General features: G+C 37.7%; 24 protein-coding genes and 1 pseudogene. 13 read left to right on the plus strand and 12 right to left on the minus strand.

Annotation, left to right across the window (positions count from 1 at the left end; genetic code table 11):
- Window positions 1-162 precede the first annotated feature (162 nt).
- Both FS608_RS20205 and FS608_RS20210 read right to left on the minus strand, forming a co-directional pair.
- Window positions 163-735, minus strand: a complete 573-nt coding sequence (locus FS608_RS20205; RefSeq protein ID WP_144554382.1) for a TetR/AcrR family transcriptional regulator — start codon at window positions 733-735, stop codon at window positions 163-165.
- A gap of 12 nt (window positions 736-747) precedes the next feature.
- Window positions 748-1,455 (minus strand): MBL fold metallo-hydrolase, encoded by a 708-nt coding sequence (locus FS608_RS20210; RefSeq protein ID WP_144554383.1) that lies wholly within the window; start codon window positions 1,453-1,455, stop codon window positions 748-750.
- A 191-nt stretch (window positions 1,456-1,646) separates the two neighbouring features.
- Here FS608_RS20210 and FS608_RS20215 point away from each other — a divergent pair, with 191 nt between their 5' ends.
- The 4 genes from FS608_RS20215 to FS608_RS20230 all read left to right on the plus strand — a co-directional run bounded on the left by FS608_RS20215 (window position 1,647) and on the right by FS608_RS20230 (window position 3,860).
- The gene (locus FS608_RS20215; RefSeq protein ID WP_222127384.1) at window positions 1,647-1,973 is read left to right on the plus strand and encodes an ArsR/SmtB family transcription factor; all 327 of its coding nucleotides are present in this window, start codon (window positions 1,647-1,649) and stop codon (window positions 1,971-1,973) included.
- Window positions 1,957-2,412, plus strand: a complete 456-nt coding sequence (locus tag FS608_RS20220; RefSeq protein ID WP_144554384.1) for an SRPBCC family protein — start codon at window positions 1,957-1,959, stop codon at window positions 2,410-2,412. Before FS608_RS20215 ends, FS608_RS20220 begins: the two co-directional genes overlap by 17 nt.
- Before the next feature lie 36 nt (window positions 2,413-2,448).
- Complete coding sequence (locus FS608_RS20225; RefSeq protein ID WP_144554385.1) at window positions 2,449-2,838, plus strand: SRPBCC family protein; 390 nt, start codon at window positions 2,449-2,451, stop codon at window positions 2,836-2,838.
- Between the two features lie 512 nt (window positions 2,839-3,350).
- Window positions 3,351-3,860, plus strand: coding sequence for a DoxX family protein (locus FS608_RS20230; protein WP_144554386.1), 510 nt, complete (start codon window positions 3,351-3,353; stop codon window positions 3,858-3,860).
- Between the two features lie 71 nt (window positions 3,861-3,931).
- Here FS608_RS20230 and FS608_RS20235 read toward each other — a convergent pair whose 3' ends face one another.
- The gene (locus tag FS608_RS20235; RefSeq protein WP_144554387.1) at window positions 3,932-4,153 is read right to left on the minus strand and encodes a hypothetical protein; all 222 of its coding nucleotides are present in this window, start codon (window positions 4,151-4,153) and stop codon (window positions 3,932-3,934) included.
- A gap of 173 nt (window positions 4,154-4,326) precedes the next feature.
- Window positions 4,327-4,815, minus strand: a complete 489-nt coding sequence (locus FS608_RS20240) for a GNAT family N-acetyltransferase (RefSeq protein WP_260871750.1) — start codon at window positions 4,813-4,815, stop codon at window positions 4,327-4,329.
- 133 nt (window positions 4,816-4,948) lie between these two features.
- Between FS608_RS20240 and FS608_RS30440 the strand changes: the two genes are divergently transcribed.
- Window positions 4,949-5,113: a hypothetical protein gene (locus FS608_RS30440; RefSeq protein ID WP_186328828.1), complete on the plus strand. Its 165-nt coding sequence runs from the start codon at window positions 4,949-4,951 to the stop codon at window positions 5,111-5,113.
- A gap of 378 nt (window positions 5,114-5,491) precedes the next feature.
- Here FS608_RS30440 and FS608_RS20245 read toward each other — a convergent pair whose 3' ends face one another.
- The 3 genes from FS608_RS20245 to FS608_RS20255 all read right to left on the minus strand — a co-directional run bounded on the left by FS608_RS20245 (window position 5,492) and on the right by FS608_RS20255 (window position 9,231).
- Window positions 5,492-7,123, minus strand: a complete 1,632-nt coding sequence (locus tag FS608_RS20245) for a M4 family metallopeptidase (RefSeq protein WP_144554389.1) — start codon at window positions 7,121-7,123, stop codon at window positions 5,492-5,494.
- A gap of 253 nt (window positions 7,124-7,376) precedes the next feature.
- On the minus strand, window positions 7,377-8,717 hold the full coding sequence (locus tag FS608_RS20250; protein ID WP_144554390.1) for a DUF4179 domain-containing protein: 1,341 nt from the start codon (window positions 8,715-8,717) through the stop codon (window positions 7,377-7,379).
- The gene (locus FS608_RS20255; RefSeq protein WP_144554391.1) at window positions 8,695-9,231 is read right to left on the minus strand and encodes a sigma-70 family RNA polymerase sigma factor; all 537 of its coding nucleotides are present in this window, start codon (window positions 9,229-9,231) and stop codon (window positions 8,695-8,697) included. The genes FS608_RS20250 and FS608_RS20255 overlap by 23 nt, the downstream gene beginning before the upstream one ends.
- A gap of 566 nt (window positions 9,232-9,797) precedes the next feature.
- Between FS608_RS20255 and FS608_RS20260 the strand changes: the two genes are divergently transcribed.
- Window positions 9,798-11,309 (plus strand): ATP-binding protein, encoded by a 1,512-nt coding sequence (locus FS608_RS20260; protein ID WP_144554392.1) that lies wholly within the window; start codon window positions 9,798-9,800, stop codon window positions 11,307-11,309.
- Window positions 11,310-11,356: 47 nt separating this feature from the next.
- Here the strand turns inward: FS608_RS20260 and FS608_RS20265 are convergent, their stop codons facing one another.
- Window positions 11,357-12,601: an MFS transporter gene (locus FS608_RS20265; protein ID WP_260871751.1), complete on the minus strand. Its 1,245-nt coding sequence runs from the start codon at window positions 12,599-12,601 to the stop codon at window positions 11,357-11,359.
- A gap of 534 nt (window positions 12,602-13,135) precedes the next feature.
- On the opposite strand from FS608_RS20265, the gene FS608_RS20270 reads away from it, so the two are divergent.
- The gene (locus tag FS608_RS20270; protein WP_144554444.1) at window positions 13,136-13,888 is read left to right on the plus strand and encodes an alpha/beta hydrolase; all 753 of its coding nucleotides are present in this window, start codon (window positions 13,136-13,138) and stop codon (window positions 13,886-13,888) included.
- A gap of 79 nt (window positions 13,889-13,967) precedes the next feature.
- Here the strand turns inward: FS608_RS20270 and FS608_RS20275 are convergent, their stop codons facing one another.
- Complete coding sequence (locus tag FS608_RS20275) at window positions 13,968-14,423, minus strand: DUF2269 family protein (RefSeq protein ID WP_144554445.1); 456 nt, start codon at window positions 14,421-14,423, stop codon at window positions 13,968-13,970.
- A 157-nt stretch (window positions 14,424-14,580) separates the two neighbouring features.
- Here FS608_RS20275 and FS608_RS20280 point away from each other — a divergent pair, with 157 nt between their 5' ends.
- A complete protein-coding gene (locus FS608_RS20280) occupies window positions 14,581-14,811 on the plus strand; it encodes a hypothetical protein (RefSeq protein ID WP_144554393.1) in 231 nt (76 codons plus the stop codon).
- Window positions 14,812-14,879: 68 nt separating this feature from the next.
- On the opposite strand, the gene FS608_RS20285 is transcribed toward FS608_RS20280, so the two are convergent.
- Complete coding sequence (locus FS608_RS20285) at window positions 14,880-15,470, minus strand: GNAT family N-acetyltransferase (protein ID WP_144554446.1); 591 nt, start codon at window positions 15,468-15,470, stop codon at window positions 14,880-14,882.
- 9 nt (window positions 15,471-15,479) lie between these two features.
- Window positions 15,480-16,001: pseudogene (locus FS608_RS30445) on the minus strand (GNAT family N-acetyltransferase); the annotation flags it as partial.
- Between the two features lie 110 nt (window positions 16,002-16,111).
- Between FS608_RS30445 and FS608_RS20290 the strand changes: the two are divergent.
- Window positions 16,112-16,453, plus strand: a complete 342-nt coding sequence (locus tag FS608_RS20290) for a YqzG/YhdC family protein (RefSeq protein ID WP_144554394.1) — start codon at window positions 16,112-16,114, stop codon at window positions 16,451-16,453.
- A gap of 24 nt (window positions 16,454-16,477) precedes the next feature.
- Here FS608_RS20290 and FS608_RS20295 read toward each other — a convergent pair whose 3' ends face one another.
- Window positions 16,478-17,146, minus strand: a complete 669-nt coding sequence (locus FS608_RS20295) for a hypothetical protein (RefSeq protein WP_144554395.1) — start codon at window positions 17,144-17,146, stop codon at window positions 16,478-16,480.
- Between the two features lie 136 nt (window positions 17,147-17,282).
- Here FS608_RS20295 and FS608_RS20300 point away from each other — a divergent pair, with 136 nt between their 5' ends.
- The 4 genes from FS608_RS20300 (at window position 17,283) to FS608_RS20315 (ending at window position 22,064) form a co-directional block, all read left to right on the plus strand.
- Window positions 17,283-18,131, plus strand: a complete 849-nt coding sequence (locus tag FS608_RS20300; protein ID WP_144554396.1) for a hypothetical protein — start codon at window positions 17,283-17,285, stop codon at window positions 18,129-18,131.
- Between the two features lie 297 nt (window positions 18,132-18,428).
- Complete coding sequence (locus FS608_RS20305; RefSeq protein ID WP_144554397.1) at window positions 18,429-19,148, plus strand: GntR family transcriptional regulator; 720 nt, start codon at window positions 18,429-18,431, stop codon at window positions 19,146-19,148.
- Window positions 19,148-20,692, plus strand: a complete 1,545-nt coding sequence (gntK, locus tag FS608_RS20310) for a gluconokinase (protein ID WP_144554398.1) — start codon at window positions 19,148-19,150, stop codon at window positions 20,690-20,692. Before FS608_RS20305 ends, gntK begins: the two co-directional genes overlap by 1 nt.
- A 25-nt stretch (window positions 20,693-20,717) precedes the next feature.
- Window positions 20,718-22,064 (plus strand): GntP family permease, encoded by a 1,347-nt coding sequence (locus FS608_RS20315; protein ID WP_144554399.1) that lies wholly within the window; start codon window positions 20,718-20,720, stop codon window positions 22,062-22,064.
- Window positions 22,065-22,094: the final 30 nt, after the last annotated feature.

A 22,094-nucleotide genomic window follows, 5' to 3' on the forward strand; every position in this document is an offset into this window, starting at 1 on the left:
CATCCCTTAATACTAAACTTTATCCCATTATACCAAAGCAAGACATAAGACTCTATCTCCAAAATGTACCTTCATGTGAAACTCACGGAGAATAGTCCACCAGAGTGCCCATGACAGATATTTTTCTAAAACTACGGGCACTATGAACCTTCCTATTACGCATTAATCCCCATCGCCGATCCCCGCAAGAAATGCCTTGATAATTATCATGAGACTCTCATTCAAATCCAAAGGCATCTTGAAACCACCTTTTTGCTCTAAAGCTGAAAATCCATGTAATATACTGCGCAATCCTCTGACGGCATGCAGGGCACGTTCCCCTTCTAAATGATAGGCTTGCAAAATGCGGATTGAAAGGTCAACGATTTTCGATCCCGCTTGCTGCACATGAACATCTTCCGGATCCGGAGCAAGTAGGGTTGCCTCATAAATTCCTGGGTGCCTTCGAGCAAAATCTACATAAGCCTGACTAACTGCCAGGACTGCCTCGGTGCCTGACACCCCAATTGCTGCATCTTCCATCACTTCATAAAGCATATTGATTCCATAGATTGCCAATTTCTTTCGCAATCCGGGTAGTCCGTCGAAATGGTTATATAAAGAAGGCGGGCGGATTCCTAGTTTTTTCGCGAGATTTGCTAAGGTAACTTCCTGGATACCCTGCTGGTCAGCAAGCTCTCCTGCCGCTTCAATAATAAATGATAATTCGAGACCGATTTTTGGTCTTGGTGACATAGTCATAACTCCCTATCCAATTTTTCGTTCAAGATGTTTGATAGCCTGTTCCATTTCTTTCACAGGATTCATCACCATCTCCCCATGGCCGACCGCAAGTAACTCTGGTTCGTAACCCACTAGTTTACGTGCGCTAGTTATAGCTGTTTCTTTACTCCAAGTACCAAAGGCTGGAAATGGAAACCACGGAACTATGTCCCCTGCCACCGCCATTCCACCTCGAGTCTGCAAGGCATCCCCAGCAATCAATGCCTTTGTCCGCAAATCTAAAAATGACATCGAGCCGGGTGTATGTCCTGGCGTTTCGATTGCGGTTAACGAACCAATTAAGTCGCCATCCTTCAATAAAATATTGGCTCGCGTTTTTAATTTTTTCGGCACACCACCTTTAATCGGGGATTGTGCCTCATGAGAATCAAGTGAGCGATCACCATTCATCAGTCTGTGGTCGCGCGCCGAAATATAAACGGGTACTTCTGGCATCAAGTCTTTTAAGGAATCCAATGCTCCGACATGATCTTCATGAGCATGTGTCAGCACTATTTTTGTAATGGGCTTTCCAATCATTTCTGCTGCTTTCATAATCCCCTTCGTGCAAAAACCAAGTGCGGCATCAATTAATGTTAACCCATCCTCTACCTCTACCAAATAGCAGTTGACCGGAAAAACACTTGCCATGAATGTGACTTGATATAAATATCCATTTTTAATCATCCTCATCTGGCATATCCCCTTTAACTAATATCGTTAGTTTTATCATAACTAATACCATTAGTTTTATCAAGCCTATTTTTGGGAAAAATTTCATTTCCTGCTTTTAGTCATATATTCATCTCCTGTGCCAAAAAATACTAACATAGATACTAATTAATTAAGTTGACACTTAATTAAGTGTACGCTAAAATAACAACATGATTGAAAAAGTCCTTCATGCTTTGGCAGAGCCCAGACGACGAGATATTTTATATCTTGTTCGCGATGGAGAGCTTACCTCCAGCGCAATTGCCTCACATTTTGACATCTCAGCACCAGCAATCTCTCAGCATCTCAAAGTTCTCGAACAATCTGGCCTTGTTGTGGTTCGGAGAGACGGAACAAAACGGTACTACGGAATTAGAAGGGACGGATTCACAGAATTAAAGCAGTATATTGACCGTTTTTGGGATGATAGTTTACTTCGTTTGAAAGAAGCTGCAGAAGAGGAAGAAAGGAGAATCAATAATGAATCAGACCAATAATGACGTAATCACCAAAGAAATTTTCATTGAAGCCCGTCCAGAAACATTATTTTCATTCTTTACGGATGCCGACAAAATGGTCCGCTGGATGGGAAGACAGATCTTGCTCGAACCTAAAATCGGCGGTAAGTATCGAATTGATGTCAATGGCAGCGATATTGCCATGGGCGAATATGTTGAAATTGTACCTTATGAAAAAATTGTTATGTCTTGGGGCTGGGAAAAATCAAAGCTCGTGCCGCCTGGCTCAAGTAAAGTTGAATTCAAACTGACTCCGAAAGAAAATGGTACAAACCTAGTATTAACCCATTATGACTTGCCAGTGGAAGAAATACCTTCTCATCAACAAGGCTGGTCCCATTACATGCCTCGCATAAAGGATTTTGCCGAAGACCGAGATCCAGGCGTAGACCCTTGGTCCGTTGTAGCTATGCATTAATTTTTATAAAAACATTATTTATGAGGAGAGAAATAAATGTCTAAAACAATTCATCAGGAAGTAGTTTTCAATTCAAGCCCGGGCCAGATTTACGAAGCACTCACAGATTCAAAGCAATTTAGTGAAGTTACGGGAGGAGCACCGGTTGAAATCAGCCCTGAAGCTGGTGGGACTTTCTCATGCTTTGGCGGTATGATTCTTGGAAGAAATATTGAACTAGTTCCGGGAGTACGTATTGTTCAAGCTTGGCGCGTAGCAAACTGGCCTGAAGGGGTTTACTCTATCGCTAAGTTTGAGCTTAAAGAACAAGACTCTAAAACACTTTTGGTTTTTGATCACATCGGTTTTCCTGAAGCAGAAGGAGAACATCTTGCGGCTGGATGGGGAGAAAATTATTGGAGACCATTAGAAAAATATTTAGGATAAGCGTTATCCTGTCTACGAAAAATGCTTGGAGCTTCTCCAAGCATTTTTTATATATTGTCTATGTTATTATTCATTGTTGATTTTCGTGTAGGTATGAGAATTCATAGGCGGAGAATTTCCGGCTAATGTGTATAGAGGAGGCTTAAGAAGCAGATATAAGAGGAGATATTCCGATTAACTACTCTAAATAAGACAAAATCCAAAGATTTGGATAATATAAACGAAAAAACTTCCTTTATTTTTAAGGAAATATGGGTATTTCCAATTTAAGCGGAATTTTACCGTTATTTTTCAAACACAGTGTAATTCACATTCAGTTATAACAGAGCCTATATATTAATAATGATTTTTCCCGTGGGTCTGCATGAAAAAAGATGTTTGTTCAAAATTTGTTCAAAACTTCTTTACGAATATGTGAAATACTGAACATTTTACCCTAATTTCGAAATAAGTTTGTTATAGTAACAATGTAGACAACAAATAAAAAACTTATTAAACAAGGAGGGTTTCACATGGTAGTAAATTGGTTAAGAGAAAACAAAGTTGCCGCAGGAATTTTAACAGTCCTTCGCCTATATATCGGTTATTCTTGGTTAACAGCTGGGTACCACAAATTAGCAGGTGGTTTCGATGCTTCTGGATTCTTAAAAGGAGCAATTGCTAATCCCGTTAAAGGACCAGACGGCAGCGTAGTTTACGGCTGGTATGTTGATTTCTTACAACACTTCGCATTACCAAATGTTGATATTTTTAACACGATCGTTCCACTTGGCGAATTTTTAGTTGGACTTGGACTTATTCTTGGATGCTTAACAACAGCAGCAATGTTCTTTGGGCTTGTGATGAACTTCTCTTTCTTCCTAGCAGGAACTGTATCTCATATTCCTACTGACCTTTTCATCGGAGCCATTATCTTATTCGCAGGTTATAACGCCGGCCGCATCGGTCTTGACCGTTGGGTAATCCCATTCATTCGTAAAACTGCATTTAAAGGGAATAAAGCCGTAAATCACAACGTTTAAACCAATCAAAAAAGCTACACAATCTTGGACATCGTTCCAAATTGTGTAGCTTTTTTATTCATATGGAATTCTTAAAAGCTATTATCCTCTTCCAAGCTTTCCTTGTTCACGTACCAATTGGTTACCTGTGTAAGGATTGCAAAGACGAAAAAGAAGTTCATAGCCCAGACATTAATAAATGGGGCTATTCCGCCAAACTCAAGGGTTTCAAGGCCTTTTAGATTCATGACAATCATCGATTCGATAAAAATAAGTACAAAACCCACTACACCAGCAATAGCCGCCCTAATCATATGTCTTCCCCCTAAAAATTTATTATTTATGTAAGTTCGATAAATTTGAATTTGACAATTTTGTGAACACCTTACTTTTATTATATTGCAAAAAAGGGAATAACAACACCCTGAAAGAAAAATATTTATTCACAATAAAGCGCTGCTGGTTGTGGATGAGACATTTGCTCATTCTATAAAGGTAAAACCATATTCCAAGAGCTCCCGTCCACTCCTACCTTTTTAAAGCCAAATTTTTGGTATAAATGAAGCGCCGGATTGTTGGGGTCAACACTTAAAGAAACCCTGCTAAATCCAGCTTCTTTTATGACCGTTAATATTTTGCCAAGTAAGGCGGTGCCTATGCCTTTTCCCCTGTAATTTGGAAGGAGAGCCATTCCCAGTAGAGGGGTCTTTTCATCAATATAACCATATGTTTTATTTGTATCATCGAATAGTCGGACCCAGACAGCGCCCATTGGTGTTTGATCAGAAGTTGTCGAAATTAAGGAGAGATCCCCTTTTCTTCCCCAGCCTTTCAGTGATTGGGCAATATTTGGCTCATTTAATATATCTTTTGATGGCCGAGGCTGTCCTTCGGGAATAAAGATTGCCTGATACAGCATCTCCCATAAAAAATCCTCGTCTTCTTTTACTCCATATCTGATTTGATATCTATTCATTTCCATCCTCTTTTCTCGCAATTAAGAATATGTTGTGGTCCTAATTTTATACATGCCAACAACGTAAATAAGCAGAGCTTTTTTAAAATAGCTGCTATTTTAATAGTATAGAAAAAAAAGGCAGGGAGCTATTTTGATCACAAGTTTTCATGAATACAATCATCAATCTAATATCTATATTAAAAAGCGGCTGCATAACTATATAAGCGGCGTCATGAGTGACGAATTAACTATGCAATGGAAAAAGTACTCCCCTTTTATGGCAGAAGTTGTCCTAAATGGGCGCAAACCATCTTAACTGAATTGCGACATTTTAAATCTTCACAACTTCCACACATATTCCACCTAAATTCTACATAAGTTTTTCATATGATTAACTCAAGTTAATACGGAAATGGTTCAAAGAGCTCATTTCTTAAAACTTCCCATTATTTTGATTGGTGTATACACCAATCTATTTTTTTTGCCCTTAACTGATTTCTTCACAACTTCCACACAAGTTCTCCCTAAGTTCTACATATGTTTTAACTATTATAAAGATAACTTAATTAGGAAATGGTTCGAAGAGCTCATTTCTTAAACTTCCCATTTTGGATTGGTGCCTGACACCAATCTATTTTTTTGCCAATAAAAGGTCAGCCATCTGATTTTTTGATGGCTGACCTTTTTTCCTAGTTTAGTTTACTCCTACTTGTGTCCAAGCAGATTTAACGGCATTGTATTGTGTGCTGCCCGATCCATAAAGGTCAGCTGCTGCAGCAAGGAGTGCTGCACGAGCACCACTAAAATTACTTGTTGGAGTCAGATAAACAGTTAGTGCACGATAATAAATTTTTTCAGCAACGGCTGTCCCTAAACTTGAAATCGTTAAATAAGCTGCTTTGTTCGGAATACCGCTGTTTGTGTGAACTCCACCATTATCAGAGGTTGTATTTACATAGCCGCTCATCGTCGATGGCTGTCCATAAAGTTCAGGGTTTGATAGACTACGAAGAGCATCGCCAGCTTTATTAGGTGTATACACATCTTCGCCCACTAAATAATCACCTTTATCAAGGAACACTCCAAACGTATCAGAAATCGACTCATTTAAAGCACCTGATTGGTATTGATATTGAAGCCCTGCCGTTCTTTCAGTGACCGCATGTGTCAATTCATGAGCTACAACATCTAGTGCACCCGACAAAGAACGGAAAGTAGTACCATCACCGTCTCCATAGACCATTTGCGATCCATTCCAGAACGCATTGTTATAATTTCTGCCATAGTGTACCGTCGAGCGAAGCGTCGCACCATTATTATCAAAACTATTTCTATTAAACGTATTTTTATAATAATCATAGACGACCCCAGCATAGTAGTGTGCATCTACATCGGCTCGCTGGCCTGTAGCGTTAAAATTATTATCAGCATCCACTGAATAATTACCAGGTAATCGAGATTGATTTGCTGCCGTTCTTGTTTCAATGACACCCGTCATCGGCTTAGTAATATCATATAAATAGTAAGTTCCGTTTGAGTAATAGGTGTTGATTGTTTTCGTATCCCCGAGTACACCAACCCCTGTGCCCTCTGCCACCGCATTATAGGACTTTAAGATATTCCCATTTACGGCATCCACATAAACAACCCAGTTGGCAGGGTATGGTTGAATAAATTGTAGATTTGTCTTGTACGCAAGATTAAATTGATCTCCATTTTTATAAACCACTAATTCTGCTTTTTCAACCGTATCTTCTACCTTTTTACCAGTAGGTCCAGCTTCCGCATTGGTTAAGGTCTCCGCTTTCGCTACTTTAATAGATTTCCATGACTTATCAAGGGCAGCATCTTTCGATAACTGCGCTTTCAGGGCCCCTTGGAAATAGGAGGATGCTTCTGGGAACACATCTCCATTGACTGCTGTAACGAGTCCATTTTTATCGGTATGGACTTTAAACTTTGCTCCATCCACCGGAATCCCCTGAACCGATTGAACAAAATTATAGTGCTTGCGGCCAAGTTCGTCCGTCTGAACATCTAGTAAAGTTAAATCTTTAGCTGTATCTAATTGATATAGTTCTTTATTTTCTTTTAAAAACTGCTTAATGGCATCTTTATCTTTATAAGCTTTGGTAGATAACTTTCCATGAACAAAGGATGGTACCTTTTGACCTTGTTTCCAATGAACTTTTGCATCCTGACCAAACTGGGCAGCATCCTTCTGAACCGTAACATTATACGGAATAGTTTTTGCCGCAGCCGTAATCGGCAGCACAGACCCCACTGTTAATCCCAATGCTAATACAAGTGATGTTCTCTTTTTCATCGCCAACCGCCTCCTAATTTCTCTTTGTGTAGAATTTTCAAAATAATCATAACACGATGAATCTATTAGGATAATTGGGAAAAAGTGTGGGACATGGTGTCAGGCACCAGCGAAAGCACTAGCGAAAAATATTCATTCTATTAAAAATCCCAACGCTAGGTTCTCAGAAGCGTTGGGAAAATTTACTGATTTATTATTTTTGGGGACTAAAGTTTATTTTATTTTTTGTAACTTTTTATATAGTTCCTAAAGATTACTCGATTTCAATTTTCACAGGGTCTAGTTCAAGCGGCATATTCATTGCCAGTGAATTCAAACTCACTCTAACCACGAATTGATCTGGATGGAACTCTCCCATTTTACTGATATCAAACGTACTTCTGAAACGTAATTTTTTTTTATCAAGGGTTATTATCGTATGTTTAATTGGTTTTTCATATATTTTTTTTCTGGATTCCTTCACTAGAGTCACATCATTTCGAGCAAAATTATGAAAGAACATGAACCCTCTGTCTCTTTTATCGCCACTATTCACTTGAAAATCCAACGTAAAGCTCTTGTCTTTGACAGTCATTTTTTCGACCATTACCGAGAGATTTTGTCTGTCAGATTTGATTAGAGTTGGTGTTTCCTCATCTAATAAAACAAATTGATAGGGCTCTGAAATCGCCACTTGTGGATGAATTTCTACAAAACCAGTTTTACCTTTCAACGGCTGTAATATATTTGTTCTTCCTTTTATCATCATTTGATCCCCAGTCTGTCTCCTTTCAAGAGAACTGCTGGATATCGGGTGGATGGGATTACCCTTGTCATCCTTTAACTCCATCCTTATTTGATCATGCTTTCCTATTCTTGGATAAGTGGCAGTGTAGTTAATTGCAGTGGACGCTTTTCCATTAATGATAGAATCAATCTGGACCTTAAAATCATCCTTCATACTAACTTTATTTATTGTTACTTTTTCAAACGGTAATTGCCTGATTGGAACATTAAATCGCCAAGACCCCTTTTTTTCACCAATACTTAAAAATTCAATAGGAAATGTGGTATCTGCGGGTAATGATGTTTTTGGATAACTAAGCTGGATATGCCCGGTAAATCCTTTTTCAACAGGCTCCATTTGGACAATTTCTTTCGTTTCTGCGATACTTTTATCCCCATCAAATATCTCATAAAAGCCAGCTAGACGCCCTTCTTTATCTGCTTCCACGCTTCCCTTCACATCAAAGGTAACCCCAATTACAGCCCCATCATAATAAGCACTTGTAATCGCTACATCAATCCCTCCATAACTAGCCTTTTCATTTAATTGCGTGATTAATTTTTGAGAAGCTAAATTTTCGCCAATCAAGTCTCTAAAAAGATGACCCACCAATGGCATATCCGCCAATACTTTTGACATGGTGGGAAAAATAAAACCGGATGAAATAAAGATGGCTGCTGCTGCTGCGGCTGAAAAAACAATGACCCGTTTCTTTCGAGGTTTATTTGTCAAATTAGCGCGTTTTACCCCCTTCTTAATTGCATGAATAACATCCTCTTTTGGTACTTCTATCTTTTCATATTCCTCAGAAAAAAGATTCTTCTCCATGATATTGATTCCCTCCTAACAGCTTTTTCAACTCGCTTTTCCCCCGATATAAGTAGGTTTTGACAGTATTTTCAGGTATGTTCATCAATTTAGCCACTTCACTTATCGGCAAATCTTGGTAGTAAAAAAGAATAACAGCATTTCGATAATGATCATTTAAACGATCAATTGCATCTACTAAATCTAGTGCCACCTCCCGTTTGTCCTCTTTAACTGGCGTCCGTTCAAGCATTTTATCTACTGAAATTTCTTTCTTTTTCTTTTTTATTGCATCATAGGCACAGTGGATTATGATTTTGGTTAACCATGTTAAAAAATACTTTTCATCCCTTAACTGCCCAATAGCTAGTAGTCCCTTATAGGCTGTTTCTTGAATTACATCTAACGCATCTTCGCGATTACCAACATAAAGATAAGCTGTACGGTATAATTGATCACTATGTAAAATTAAAAGCTCTTCGAAAGCCTTCTTATTGCCCTTTATCGCCTTTTTCACTAGTTTTATTTCCTTCATCTTTTAACCTCCTTCCTTTCACTCATTAGAGAGGAGTATCCGACCAAAAGTTTCAAATTTTTAAGATAATAATCTTTATAGTATCAAAGGTTGTCTTTACTTAGTGACGTGTACAAGAAAAAACCGCCATGGAAACAATGACGGTTACGATTAATATAGAATGTTGAACTAAATTACCCTAACTTTTTATTAAAACATCACGATCATCTGCTTGAGCAGGTTCCTCCATCCATCCGTTTTTGATCATAATTTTCGCTCCTGCTTCTGCATAGAGTGTTATTTCTGGAATTAAAGCTGCATACTAGCGAAGTCTTGTCTTATCCTCCATATAATACCTCCTTTTCAATATTATGAATTCGCTTATCATAATCCATGTGGAATTAGAATCCACCAAATGAGAACATTTATGATATATACTTAATACTTTTTTCCAATAATTTTTACATGGAATTTGTTACAAAATAATAAGGAAATAATATTACGAATAATGAACAACAAAATGTATATTCCAGTACTTTAAAAAATAGTAGAATAATGATATACAACACTTGAGGAGTAGATTACACTTGGTTTTCATTCGCGTTCTATCGACAATCCTAAAAAATAAATTTCTACTTTATCTACTTCTCACTTTGATCCCTGCTTTGGCCGTTAGTTCGATGTTAGCACAACACCAAGTAAAAATTTTGGAAGCACAAAATAAAAATAAAGCCTCACGATATGCCACCTTCCACACAATGAACATAGAAAATTTATTTAACGAAACGGTTGGCAGATTAGAGATGCTCGCAACTTCACTTAAGTTTCAGAACACCAACCTAACTAAATTGAAAGCAGTGCTCCAGGAAACAAAAGGGAAAGATCCTCGTCTATCTGGTTTCTTTTGGACAAATAGCCATGGTGACTTATTAATTAGTACGAATACTAATTCTACAAATGTGAATGTAAACGATCAACCTTATTTTCAACATGCCATCCAGACAGAGAAAACAAGTTTTTCTGATGTACATATTGGCCGAGTTACAGGCAGGCAAATCATCACAATTGCTACTCCGATTGTCGATCATGGAAGAGTTCAGGGTGTGCTTGTTGCCAGTTTACGTACAGATAAAATTGAAGCAGCCATTAAAAACCTGGTTAATGGTGAAATGGTCATTATCACCGATGATTCAAACAAGGTTTTATTTAAAGCAGGTTCACTTCCTGAAAAGAATTCGGTAAAATCCAGTATGAAAATAGCCAATGTTCATTGGAAAATTACAGTCTTTGTCCAATCGGAAAATGGACTAGCTTTTTGGAAACCGTTTGTTAAATATTTGATGATTTTTTTAACCATTTCCAATATCGTCTTTTTATGGGCCCAATACTTTCTTTTAAAAAAGAAAGTGCAAAGGGAAAATGCTCAAACGGAACATCATAAACTAGAATTAATTGGGAAGCTTGCGGCAAGTACAGCTCATGAAATCCGGAATCCATTAACCGGAATAAAAGGCTTAATAAAACTTTTAAGCGAGGAATATCACGATCAAAAGGCTCAATCCTATTTCGAAGTGATTCAAACAGAAATCGATCGAATCAATGTCATTGTCAGTGAATTGCTCGTACTAGGGAAACCCACTGCACACACGCTTAAAACTGATAATGTCAATACAATTCTGACTGAAATCGAGCCGATCATTCATTCTGAAGCTAATTTTATGAATGTGGAGTTAACCATTAATTACTCTAAGGAAAATCTACCCGTTTCTTGTGTCAAAGACCAGTTAAAGCAAGTGATTCTTAATTTAACGAAGAACTCTTTGCAAGCCATGCCTTTTGGAGGCAAACTTTCTATCGCTCTTGAGAAACAGGCAGAACAATGTTTAATTACCGTCACGGATAACGGAGTGGGAATGAAGCAAGATCAAATCAACCAAGCATTTAACCCATTCTTCACACTCAAGAAAGATGGATCTGGATTAGGATTAACCGTTTGCAAACGGATTATCGACTCCTATGGCGGGAAGATTTTAATCAACAGTATTCCAAATGAAGGAACAAAAGTGGACATTACACTCCCATTAGTAAAGGGTGAATAGTGCGAAGCGTAAAAAAGCTGCCCTCAAAAACAGGGCAGCTTTAAAAATTATACTTCCTCGCTCTTATTCAAAAGATTAACAGAATTCTTGAAGAGTGGAATGAGGATAATTACCCCTACGATAAAAAGCAGGGCCGATAATTCGTACATCGTTACCAAAGAAGTGGTTTTCTTCAGCCAACCGCTCGCTGTCATGGTAATAACCATGGTCCCCATAAACATCGGATTTAATATGCCATTGACTCGCCCGATAAATGCTTCTTCTGTGTTTTTCAATATCATTGTGTTAATTCCAATGTGAATACAAGGCATAAACAAGCCGCTAATGAATTGTGCAGTCAATGTCAGCCACAATTGTTCTGATAGCCCCATCACAAAAAATCCCAGTGCCGACGCGCTCATTCCAATAGCAAGCAAGATTTGTGGAGGAGTCTTTTTAGCTAACCCCATCGTTAGGCCCCCACCTAAAATCATCCCCGCTCCAAATGCTGCCATCAACCATTGCAAATCCTCTTTTGGCAAACCAAGTCTTTCCGTAATAAGGAAAACAGAAAGTGGCTGCGTCAGTCCAAGCCCTAAACCAGCTGCTGCAAAACAGCCGCCAAGCAAGGTTAGCGCCCGACTATTCCAAACATAGCGGAATCCTGCTTTCATTTCGTCCATAAGTGTCGTTTTCTCAGTGTTTTCCTCAATCTCCCGGTCAGGTGGAAGCATAAACAAAATCGCTGCTGAAAGCATAAAAGCAATCCCCATAATCGCAATTGCTGCATTTATACCGTAATGCTGATACACAAAAGTTCCGATAATTGGACCTAAAATCATAAAGAGAGCAAAAACCGTTTGGTACATCGACATACCCATTTGAATTAGTTCTTCCTTTACATGAAGCTTGAAAAGTTTCATTCCAGATGGCTGTGAAAACTGTGAAAGGATCGATGACACGAGTGTTGCGAAGAAAATAACCTTCCAGCCCCCAAATACCAGTGTTAACAAAACAATAAAAATAGACACCGCACTGAGGAAATCACACCAAATCATCGTCCGTCTCGGCTTCCATCTATCTGCGAAAGTGCCTCCAATAAAGGAAAATAGAAAGATTGGCGCGAATTCTGCAACAGAGATCAGTGAAACCGCAACGGGGTCTTCATTTGTCTGTTCAATTACAAATAATAAAATGGAGTAGTTACGGACCCATATACCAATTTGTAAGAATAATGTCGAGAGCAAAATGGTGCGTATGACTCGATTTCTAAATAAGTCCCCCATGGTGATGTTTGTTTTTGTTTCTTCCATAAAAAAACCTCCTCATCCATTCATCTGGACAGGAGGTACTTATGCAGCAAAAGGGCACAGTACACCAAGTACCTTTTACTCCCCTTTGTCTATAAAAGCCCGCACTAACCCTATCCAGAAATATGTTCGTATGATTATCCGAATTTCTTTCTTTTAATAGGTTTAGTGAATCATTGGCTTGATGGTCACCCTTTCATTTATCGTAGTTTCCATACTACTCGATTCAATTCTAAGAATCAATAGCGAAGTTTGTCATATGGTGTAAACCAACGAAAATCACATGAACCTCTTATTAGTTTGGGTAAATTTGCAATATTCTAAACTCATAGGAACAATAAAAAATATAATATGTCTAAAGAAATCTTCTAGACTTCAAAACTTGTTATTGACTATAACCAAATCCTTTTCAACCGAAAAACTTTGATTCAGTTTCTCAATAAAAGTTTAACGAATTTAATGGAAATTATGGTAAATTCTTAATATAGAAATTACTGGAAGCAGGTGGAGATCACGCTAGAAAAATTCCCTGTTTATATGACTTCTTTCAAGCAAGAACGAATGATTCGTGTATACTTGCCTAATAGTTACAGAGAGGAAAATAAAAGTTTCCCAGTACTGTATATGCATGATGGACAAAATGTCTTTGAAGATGAGGGGGCCATTAAAGGAGTATCTTTAGGAATGAAAGATTACTTGGATAAGAGTGGGCTTGAGATTATTGTCGTTGCGATTGCTCTAAATCCTGAGGGTGAAGAACGAGTCAACGAATACTGTCCATGGGGGCATGGAGAGGTAAGCAAACAAATCTTAGGCTACGCTAGTCCATCTGGAGGCCGAGGTGAAGAATATATCGATTTTATTGTGAACGAGCTTAAACCCTTAATTGATAAGAAGTACCGAACCATTGAAAATCATACATCGATGGCCGGAATATCATTAGGCGGATTAATCTCCACCTATGCTGCCTGCCGTTATCCACATATTTTTAAAAGAATCGCAGCTTTATCACCTGGATTTTATCGAAATCAAGAGGAAATCGAAAACCTATTGAGAATCTCAGACTTATCTAAAATCGAAAAGTTTTATCTGGACTTTGGCACAAGAGAAGTGGGTGCAGATGAAGAAATGAATCAAGTCTTTCTTAATCTTACTAATCGTGTGTATGAGGTATTGAACGAGAAAATAACTGACCTCCACTTTCAACTAATCGAAGATGCGGAACATGCTTACCTATTCTTTAGAAAAAGAATTCCTGCCGTACTATCCTATTTATATTCAGATGTATGATTGTACTCGAAGAAAGGAATGGCAAACTGTGTGCCATACCTTTCCTGTTCGTTACACTTTAAATTGTTTTCCATTCATTCTAGAACGGTTTCAGAATCATTAAGGAGATGATGATTAAAAAGATGATATTTTCAAGGTTTTCAAATTGAAACAGTATTTTTGATAAACGCCAATATTCCGCTGGGATCTCTTCGCCTTTATGAGATTCTAAAAGTGCCTTTACGGGTTTTGACCTTGGTGATAGGACAAGCGGACCAATGGCAAGGGCTGCCAAAAAGAGAATCAGACTTGTTACATACCATCCCATCTTGAATAGGCTAGGGTTAAGGAACCCCATACTTAGCCCTGTAATTAATAAAAGCGTGCCGCCAATCATGACAAAAATATGCAACTTATGTCTAATCTTATATGAATGTCTTAATTCAGTCATGTTTTTTCCAGATTTGACTACGGTGGTTAATATGAATCCTGGCCCCATCCCTAGGATGGCAGAAAAAATATGTATGAAAACAAGGATTTTATAGATAGTAATCAATTGCTGCCAACCTCCATTCACTCCATCCCCATTTTATCATATTCTTAATTAATATATTAAAGTGAAATATAGTAGTTTTTGTGGATACTTTTGAATAAACAAATTTTTAAAGTTAACCCTATTTACATAGAAGATTGAAACAAAAGGAGCCTGCGAAGTGAAACCTTATGAAATTTCTAATATGATTGTTGATAAAGAGGCATATGATCAAGAAGAAGTAACCGCTGATTTTACTTATCAGAATCAAGATTATAGTATTACTTTTAAAAAAGGAGATCTCGAAGTAGTAAACACCTGGGTTTTTAGTAATGGTACTTCACTTCCTGCTAATTTATCCGAGGATATAATTGAATTAATTAGAGCAGATGTAAAGAACCGAATATGTTGATCCACTAAAACTGATACCATGTACATAAGGTCATCAGAACACATCTGATGACCTGTTTGAAACCATTTTTAAGGAGTAATATCCCCCAAGTCATTCGGGTTAATGATGGCTAATACTTGATGGTCCTCCCATTTCCCGTTAATCTTCACATTCTTCACAGCTAAACCTTCTTTATGAAATCCAGATTTTTCTAGCACACGAATAGATCCCAAATTATGCGGCATAACGCCAGCCTCTATCCTGTGTAAATTCAATTCATTGAACGCATAATTGAGTACCAGTTTGACGGCCTCAGTCGTATAGCCCCTCCCATTATGCTTTTCATCTAAAAAATATCCGATAAATGCACTCTGAAGTGAGCCTCTTAGCACTTGGAATAAATTAATTATTCCAATTAATCTACTCTCATTTGTAAAAATTCCAAACATATAGCTTTGATCATGGCTGATATCATCTTGAAAAACCTGAATTCGCTGCAGTTGATTTCCGACTGTATAGAAATCTTCACTTCGCTCCATTGAAAACTTTTCAAAAAAACGGCGATTATCTGTATGTAATTGAAGGAGTGGCACGGCATCTTCTTTAGAGAACGGTCTAATGTAGATTTTATCACCTTTAAAAAAAGACTTTTCTTCTACTGACCTCAAATGCAATACCATATGTTCGTCATTATAATCGATGCCATTAACTTTGAAGGCATTTTCCTCGAATCCATATACTTGAAAACCTAATTTACGATAAAGTTGTTTTGCTTTTTCATTGCTTGCCATCACAGATAAATTTATTTTTTCAATCGCCGGAATCGATTTGGCTTTATTAATGGCCTCAGTCATTAATGCTTTCCCCACACCCAAACCTTGCTTCTTAGGGGTAACATACATCGCAAAAATATTGGCCCGATGTTTAATTTTTTCCGCATTCTCATGTAATAAAGTGACAACTCCAATTAGATTCTTTTGTTCAAATGCACCAAATGTATAATTTCCTTCAGCATTAAAGTTACGGACAACTTGCTCAATCGGATTTTCTCTTTTTAAAGCATCTTCGTAACTCGTTAAGAACGCTTCCGGATTCTGCTTTAGTGCTTCCAACCTTAGCGCCCAATAGCTTTCTGCATCAGAAGCAGCTAGTAATTTAATCTCCATAATAATCCCCTCCGCAAATATAAAAAGCCAAGAACTCGTCCACATCCTGGTTCAGTACTTATCTGTTGAAATTTAACAACTAGTGCTTAATAAAATTCTACATAAGTTATTATCTAAAAAGAAATGATAAGAGCAAAAACAAAGAAGGTAATATCATGAAAAAACTTCTAGTTAGTTTATTTATTTCTATCCTTTGCTTCTCAGGAAGTATAAGCCCACTGACAGCCACAAGTAGAGTATCTGCCCAACAAAAGCCGATTCCTCCATATGCAAAGTGGGGTACATTGGCATTGAAGGAAACCCATAAAAAGTATCCGCGAGCCAAGATCATTGATTATCTTCACATTGGGAGAACAAGCGGATCACAAACCTCCACCGAAAAGTTCAAGCTTTGGTTAAAAGATAATAATAAAGAATTCGGTGTTTTCGTCAATATTGAATTTAACAAGGAAACGGAAAAGGTCGTCAAGATTACTTTTCAGGAAACATCAAGATAACCTTTTTCAACAAAGGATAGCCCTTTAAATTCTATGAATCCGGATAAATTCCTGAACGGATTGCATGATTATTTTTATTGCATCTATACTAGCTGAAACGTCACCTTGTATCTCTAAACTATGATCAGTACCCGGAAGAATGACAGTGATGACAAGTTGATTATGATTCAATGAATCAACTTTCTCATCAATATAATGATGATCCATGTCGCCAATGATACATAAAGACGGCATTTCCGTTTTCAAAAGAGTCTCGAACACAAAGTTCTCTTTTAATAATGGGGTTAACCAGATTCCAAATGGATGTCGAATAAAATTCCTGTGGACCCACTCCATGGCCATTGGGATGGTTCCAATCGATTTACTTAGGAGAAAACATTGCTCATAGTTCGTGTCAGTTAAGATTTCTTCGACAACAGCCTGTACGTCTTCATACATCCAACGTTCCTGAGCTTCCTGGCTAAGCGATGTAAAATGTTTATTCTTACCAAACTGATAATTAACATGGAGAATATCTATATTGTTATTCAAACACATGCCGGTTGCGTAATGAAACAGCGGACGTTGGGTCGTATATCCAAGGCCCGGCAGCATGATGCAAATACTCTTATTCAGTTTCTCACGACGGATCCACGTATACGGAATGCTTGAAAATTCATTTCTAATCACTTGTCCTTCTTTAGATTGATACACTCCTCATCACCTCATTGATTTCTTCTTTTCACCACTCGAAATATGTTCCATAGTGGTTTTGATACTTTGGCAGGATTAGCATAATTTCTATTCTTAGGAACAAACTAATTCAATCCAGTTAATCGGAGTGAATATTATGCATAATTCATATTGGTATTATGCTTTACTTGTTTTAAGCATCAGTTTATTTATTTTTATACTATTCAAAAAAAGAAACACTCAATCACTATACTTGTTATTAACCAAGATAGGTGGAGCTTTTCTGATTGAGACTGTCATCCATAATTTCTTAGCCAGCTATAATTACAATCCGAATTTTATCAAGGGTAATGAATTCTATGACAACAATTTGGGCGCTTTTGTGTCAAATGCCTTCGCTTTACCAATCGCAGCCACCCTAATAGCTGTTTTTCATTTAAATTGGATATGGATGATCTCATTCTCAGGATTATTTGTAGGAATTGAATGGTTATTTTTAAAGCTTCATATTTACTCCCATAATTGGTGGAGGTTAGCTTATACGGGTATAGGACTCCCATTATATTTTGCTACTGCTAAAGTTTATTATAAATGGATTTTACATCCTTCCAAAGGATTCAAACATTATTGGATTCTATATTTAATAACTGGCTCAATCTCTGCTAGTGCACATATTTTGCCCATCATTTTTTTCTCAAATCGAATTTACTCCCCTGGCTGGTTTGAAAATTCTGGTCGTGATTCGATTGCTTTTGGTGCCATTTTCTATGTATGTGAGAGTCTTTACTATTGTCTAATGACAAAACTGAACTTTAAAAGGAATTGGATCAAATATATTTTCACTGGTTTTCTTATGTATGTATTGAATTTAATGCTTATTATTGCTGGAGTTCTTCGTAGTTTGGTCTGGTGGGACCTGCCCTTTTATGTCACTTTATCGATTCTGCTCCTGCTGATAACAGGAATTATTGATAAAAGATTGTCTCAACCGCCAAACTTAAGGTAGCCATGGATACTCTTTTTGGCTGCCTTTTCTCATTCTATTCATCAGGTCCAAATACCCTGCTCTGTATATCCGGAGTTTCCATCCTGTCCGCTCTTTTTGCTAATGTATCTCTCATACCTGGTGCTTTCTTTATGATACCTATATTTAATAGACATAGTTGTGATTATTTTTAAATTCTTTAAGAATTCAAATTCACCTTCCTATCATTAATAAATATAAAAAAAGCGCTTGCATTTTTTCAAATTCACTTTATAATACTTGTATACAAGTATACTCGTATTTTATTAAGAAGGTGAAATGATGAAAGAATTATTGTATCCCTCCAAATGGCTCTCAAAAGCTTCTGCTGGTGATCGTGTCGCATGTGAACTTAGGATGCAGATCATTTCTGGTTTGATTGAAAGCGATACCATCCTGTCAGAAAATAAATTAGCCGCTGATTTTAATGTGAGTCGATCACCCATCCGCGAAGCATTAAAAACACTGGCTTCTGAAAATTTAATTCGTCTAGAAAGAATGGGTGCAGTTGTAATCGGATTCACCGTTAAAGAAATAGTGGAAATTTATGATGTCCGATTACTGATTGAAACGTTTGTATATGAACGTCTTGTAAAACTAGACAATACATCATTAGTTAAAGAATTGAGTAAAATACTCGAGATGATGAAAATAGCCATCAAATATCATGATGCCGATGAGTTTGCTTATCAAGATGTCATCTTCCATGAAACAATTATTCGAGCGATTAATCATTCCTACATCATGATGATTTGGAATAATGCAAAACCGGTCATGGAAGCTTTCATCCTCTTAGCCATGCGGGCTCGGTTCGAGGAAAAATATAATGACTTTCCACGGATTATCGATAATCATCAACTTTACATTGATGCCATCGAAGCAAAAAATAGAGACCTCATGATTCTATCATTACATCAAAACTTTGATGACGTACAAGTTAAAGTAGAAGACCTTTGGAGGTCTCAACAAATGCTTTCAAAAGGAGTCGTGCAAGAATAATGACAAGCTATATGTTAGGGTTAGACATTGGTACGACAAGCACAAAGGCCGTTTTATTTAGTGAAAAAGGCGAAGTCATCCAACAAGAGAATATCGGTTACCCACTTTACACACCTGACATTTCAACAGCTGAACAAGACCCAGAAGAGATTTTTTCAGCAGTAATAAAAGCGATTTCAAATATCATGAAACATCATCCACAAAAAGAAATTTCGTTTATTTCTTTTAGCAGCGCCATGCATAGTCTTATTGCTATGGATGAAAATGATCAGCCGCTGACACCATGTATCACATGGGCAGATAATCGCAGTGAAGCTTGGACTCATAAAATAAAAGATGAATTAAATGGACATGAGGTTTACAAACGCACAGGAACGCCGATTCACCCTATGTCGCCATTAAGTAAAATTACTTGGATTATGAATGATCGTCCAGAGATAGCTGAAAAAGCGAAAAAATATATCGGGATAAAGGAATATATCTTTAAAAAGTTCTTTGATCAATACGTTGTCGATTACTCACTTGCTTCAGCGATGTGTATGATGGATCTCAAAAAACTTGATTGGGACCAGGAAGCATTAAAAATCGCCGGAATTTCCCGTGAGCAATTATCAAGACTCGTGCCAACGACAGAAATTTTCTCTAACTGTAATCCTGAATTAGCAAACCAAATGGGGATTGACCCACAAACTCCGTTTGTAATTGGTGCCAGTGATGGAGTCCTTTCCAATCTTGGGGTAAATGCGATTCGAAAAGGTGAGATTGCGGTCACTATTGGGACAAGCGGTGCGATTCGCACCATTATTGACCAGCCGCAAACCGACGAAAAAGGCCGAATTTTTTGCTACGCATTAACAGAAAAACATTGGGTAATTGGCGGGCCAGTTAACAATGGTGGGATGATTTTCCGCTGGATTCGGGATGAATTTGCCGCTTCCGAGGTAGAAACCGCCAAAAGACTAGGCATTGATCCATATGAAGTACTAACAAAAATAGCAGAAGGTGTTAGACCGGGCGCTGATGGATTATTATTCCATCCCTACCTTGCGGGTGAGCGGGCGCCATTATGGAACCCAGACGTACGGGGGTCATTTTTCGGCTTAACAATGGCGCACAAGAAAGAACATATGATACGTGCTGCCCTTGAAGGGGTTATTTACAATTTATACACGGTATTTCTAGCTTTAATTGAATGCATGAAAGGTCCCGTGACCCGAATCCAAGCAACGGGAGGGTTCGCAAGATCTGAGGTTTGGCGTCAAATGATGTCCGATATCTTTGACTTGGAAGTTGTCGTTCCAGAAAGTTATGAAAGTTCATGTCTAGGTGCTTGTATCTTAGGTCTCTATGCTACAGGAAAAATTGATTCGTTTGATGTTGTTTCTGAAATGGTTGGAAGTACACACAAACATACACCTAAAGAAGATGCAGCAAGAGAGTATAGAGAATTACTGCCGATCTTTATAAACTTATCGAGAGTTTTAGAAGAAGATTATACACGGATCGCTAATTATCAAAGGGGATTAATTAATAATAATAAATAAATAAATAAATTTTGGGGGAATTATCATGCCATTAGTTATAGTTGCAATAGGGATTATAGCATTACTGATTTTAATCATGGGCTTTAAATTAAACACTTTTGTTTCACTTATCATTGTCTCTTTCGGTGTGGCCATCGCACTTGGAATGAAATTAGATGAGATCATTGCAACAATCGAAGCCGGGTTAGGTGGAACACTTGGACATATAGCACTAATCTTTGGACTTGGTGCAATGCTGGGTAAATTAATTGCAGATTCAGGAGGCGCGCAGCGTATTGCGATGACTCTCGTTAATAAATTTGGCGAAAAAAACATTCAGTGGGCAGTAGTAGTATCTTCATTCATTATTGGAATCGCTTTATTTTTTGAAGTAGGACTAGTTTTATTAATTCCAATCGTATTTGCGATTTCTAAACAATTAAAGGTTTCTATTCTATATCTTGGTATTCCAATGGCAGCAGCTTTATCTGTAACACACGGATTTTTACCGCCACATCCTGGACCAACAACCATCGCTGGTGAATATGGTGCAGATCTTGGGGAAGTATTACTTTACGGTTTTATTATTTCTATTCCAACTGTCTTTCTTGCCGGACCTTTATTTACAAAGATAGCGAAAAGATTGGTTCCTGCATCCTTTACAAGAACTGGAGATATCGCCTCTTTAGGTGAGCAAAAAACATTCAAAATGGAAGACACACCTGGATTTGGAATCAGTGTATTTACTGCAATGCTTCCTGTAATTTTAATGTCCATCGCTACAATTATTACTTTGCTTCAAAAAACAATGGGATTTGCAGATAACAATTTACTAGCCATTATCCGTTTTGTCGGCGGTGCATCCCCTGCCATGGTGATCTCGTTATTATTCGCTATTTATACAATGGGGTTAGCAAGAAATATTCCTATTAAATCAGTGATGGATTCTTGTTCAACAGCCATCTCACATATTGGGATGATGCTATTAATTATCGGTGGCGGCGGTGCCTTCAAACAAGTATTAATTAATGGTCATGTAGGGGACTATGTAGCTGAATTATTTAAAGGAACTTCATTATCACCAATTATTCTAGCATGGATCATCGCAGCTATTTTACGTATTGCCTTAGGATCTGCAACAGTTGCTGCTTTAACCACTGCTGGGTTAGTGATTCCAATGTTAGGTCAATCAGACGTGAATCTTGCCTTAGTCGTCCTAGCCACTGGAGCGGGTAGTTTAGTTGCCTCACACGTTAACGATGCCGGTTTTTGGATGTTTAAAGAGTATTTTGGTTTAACCATGAAGGAAACATTCGCAACATGGACATTACTTGAGACGATTATTTCCGTAGCTGGATTAGGGTTCATTCTATTACTAAGTTTATTTGTTTAAGATGAATATCCAATAGTGGGGGATTTATGT

The organism is Bacillus sp. X1(2014), assembly GCF_007678255.1.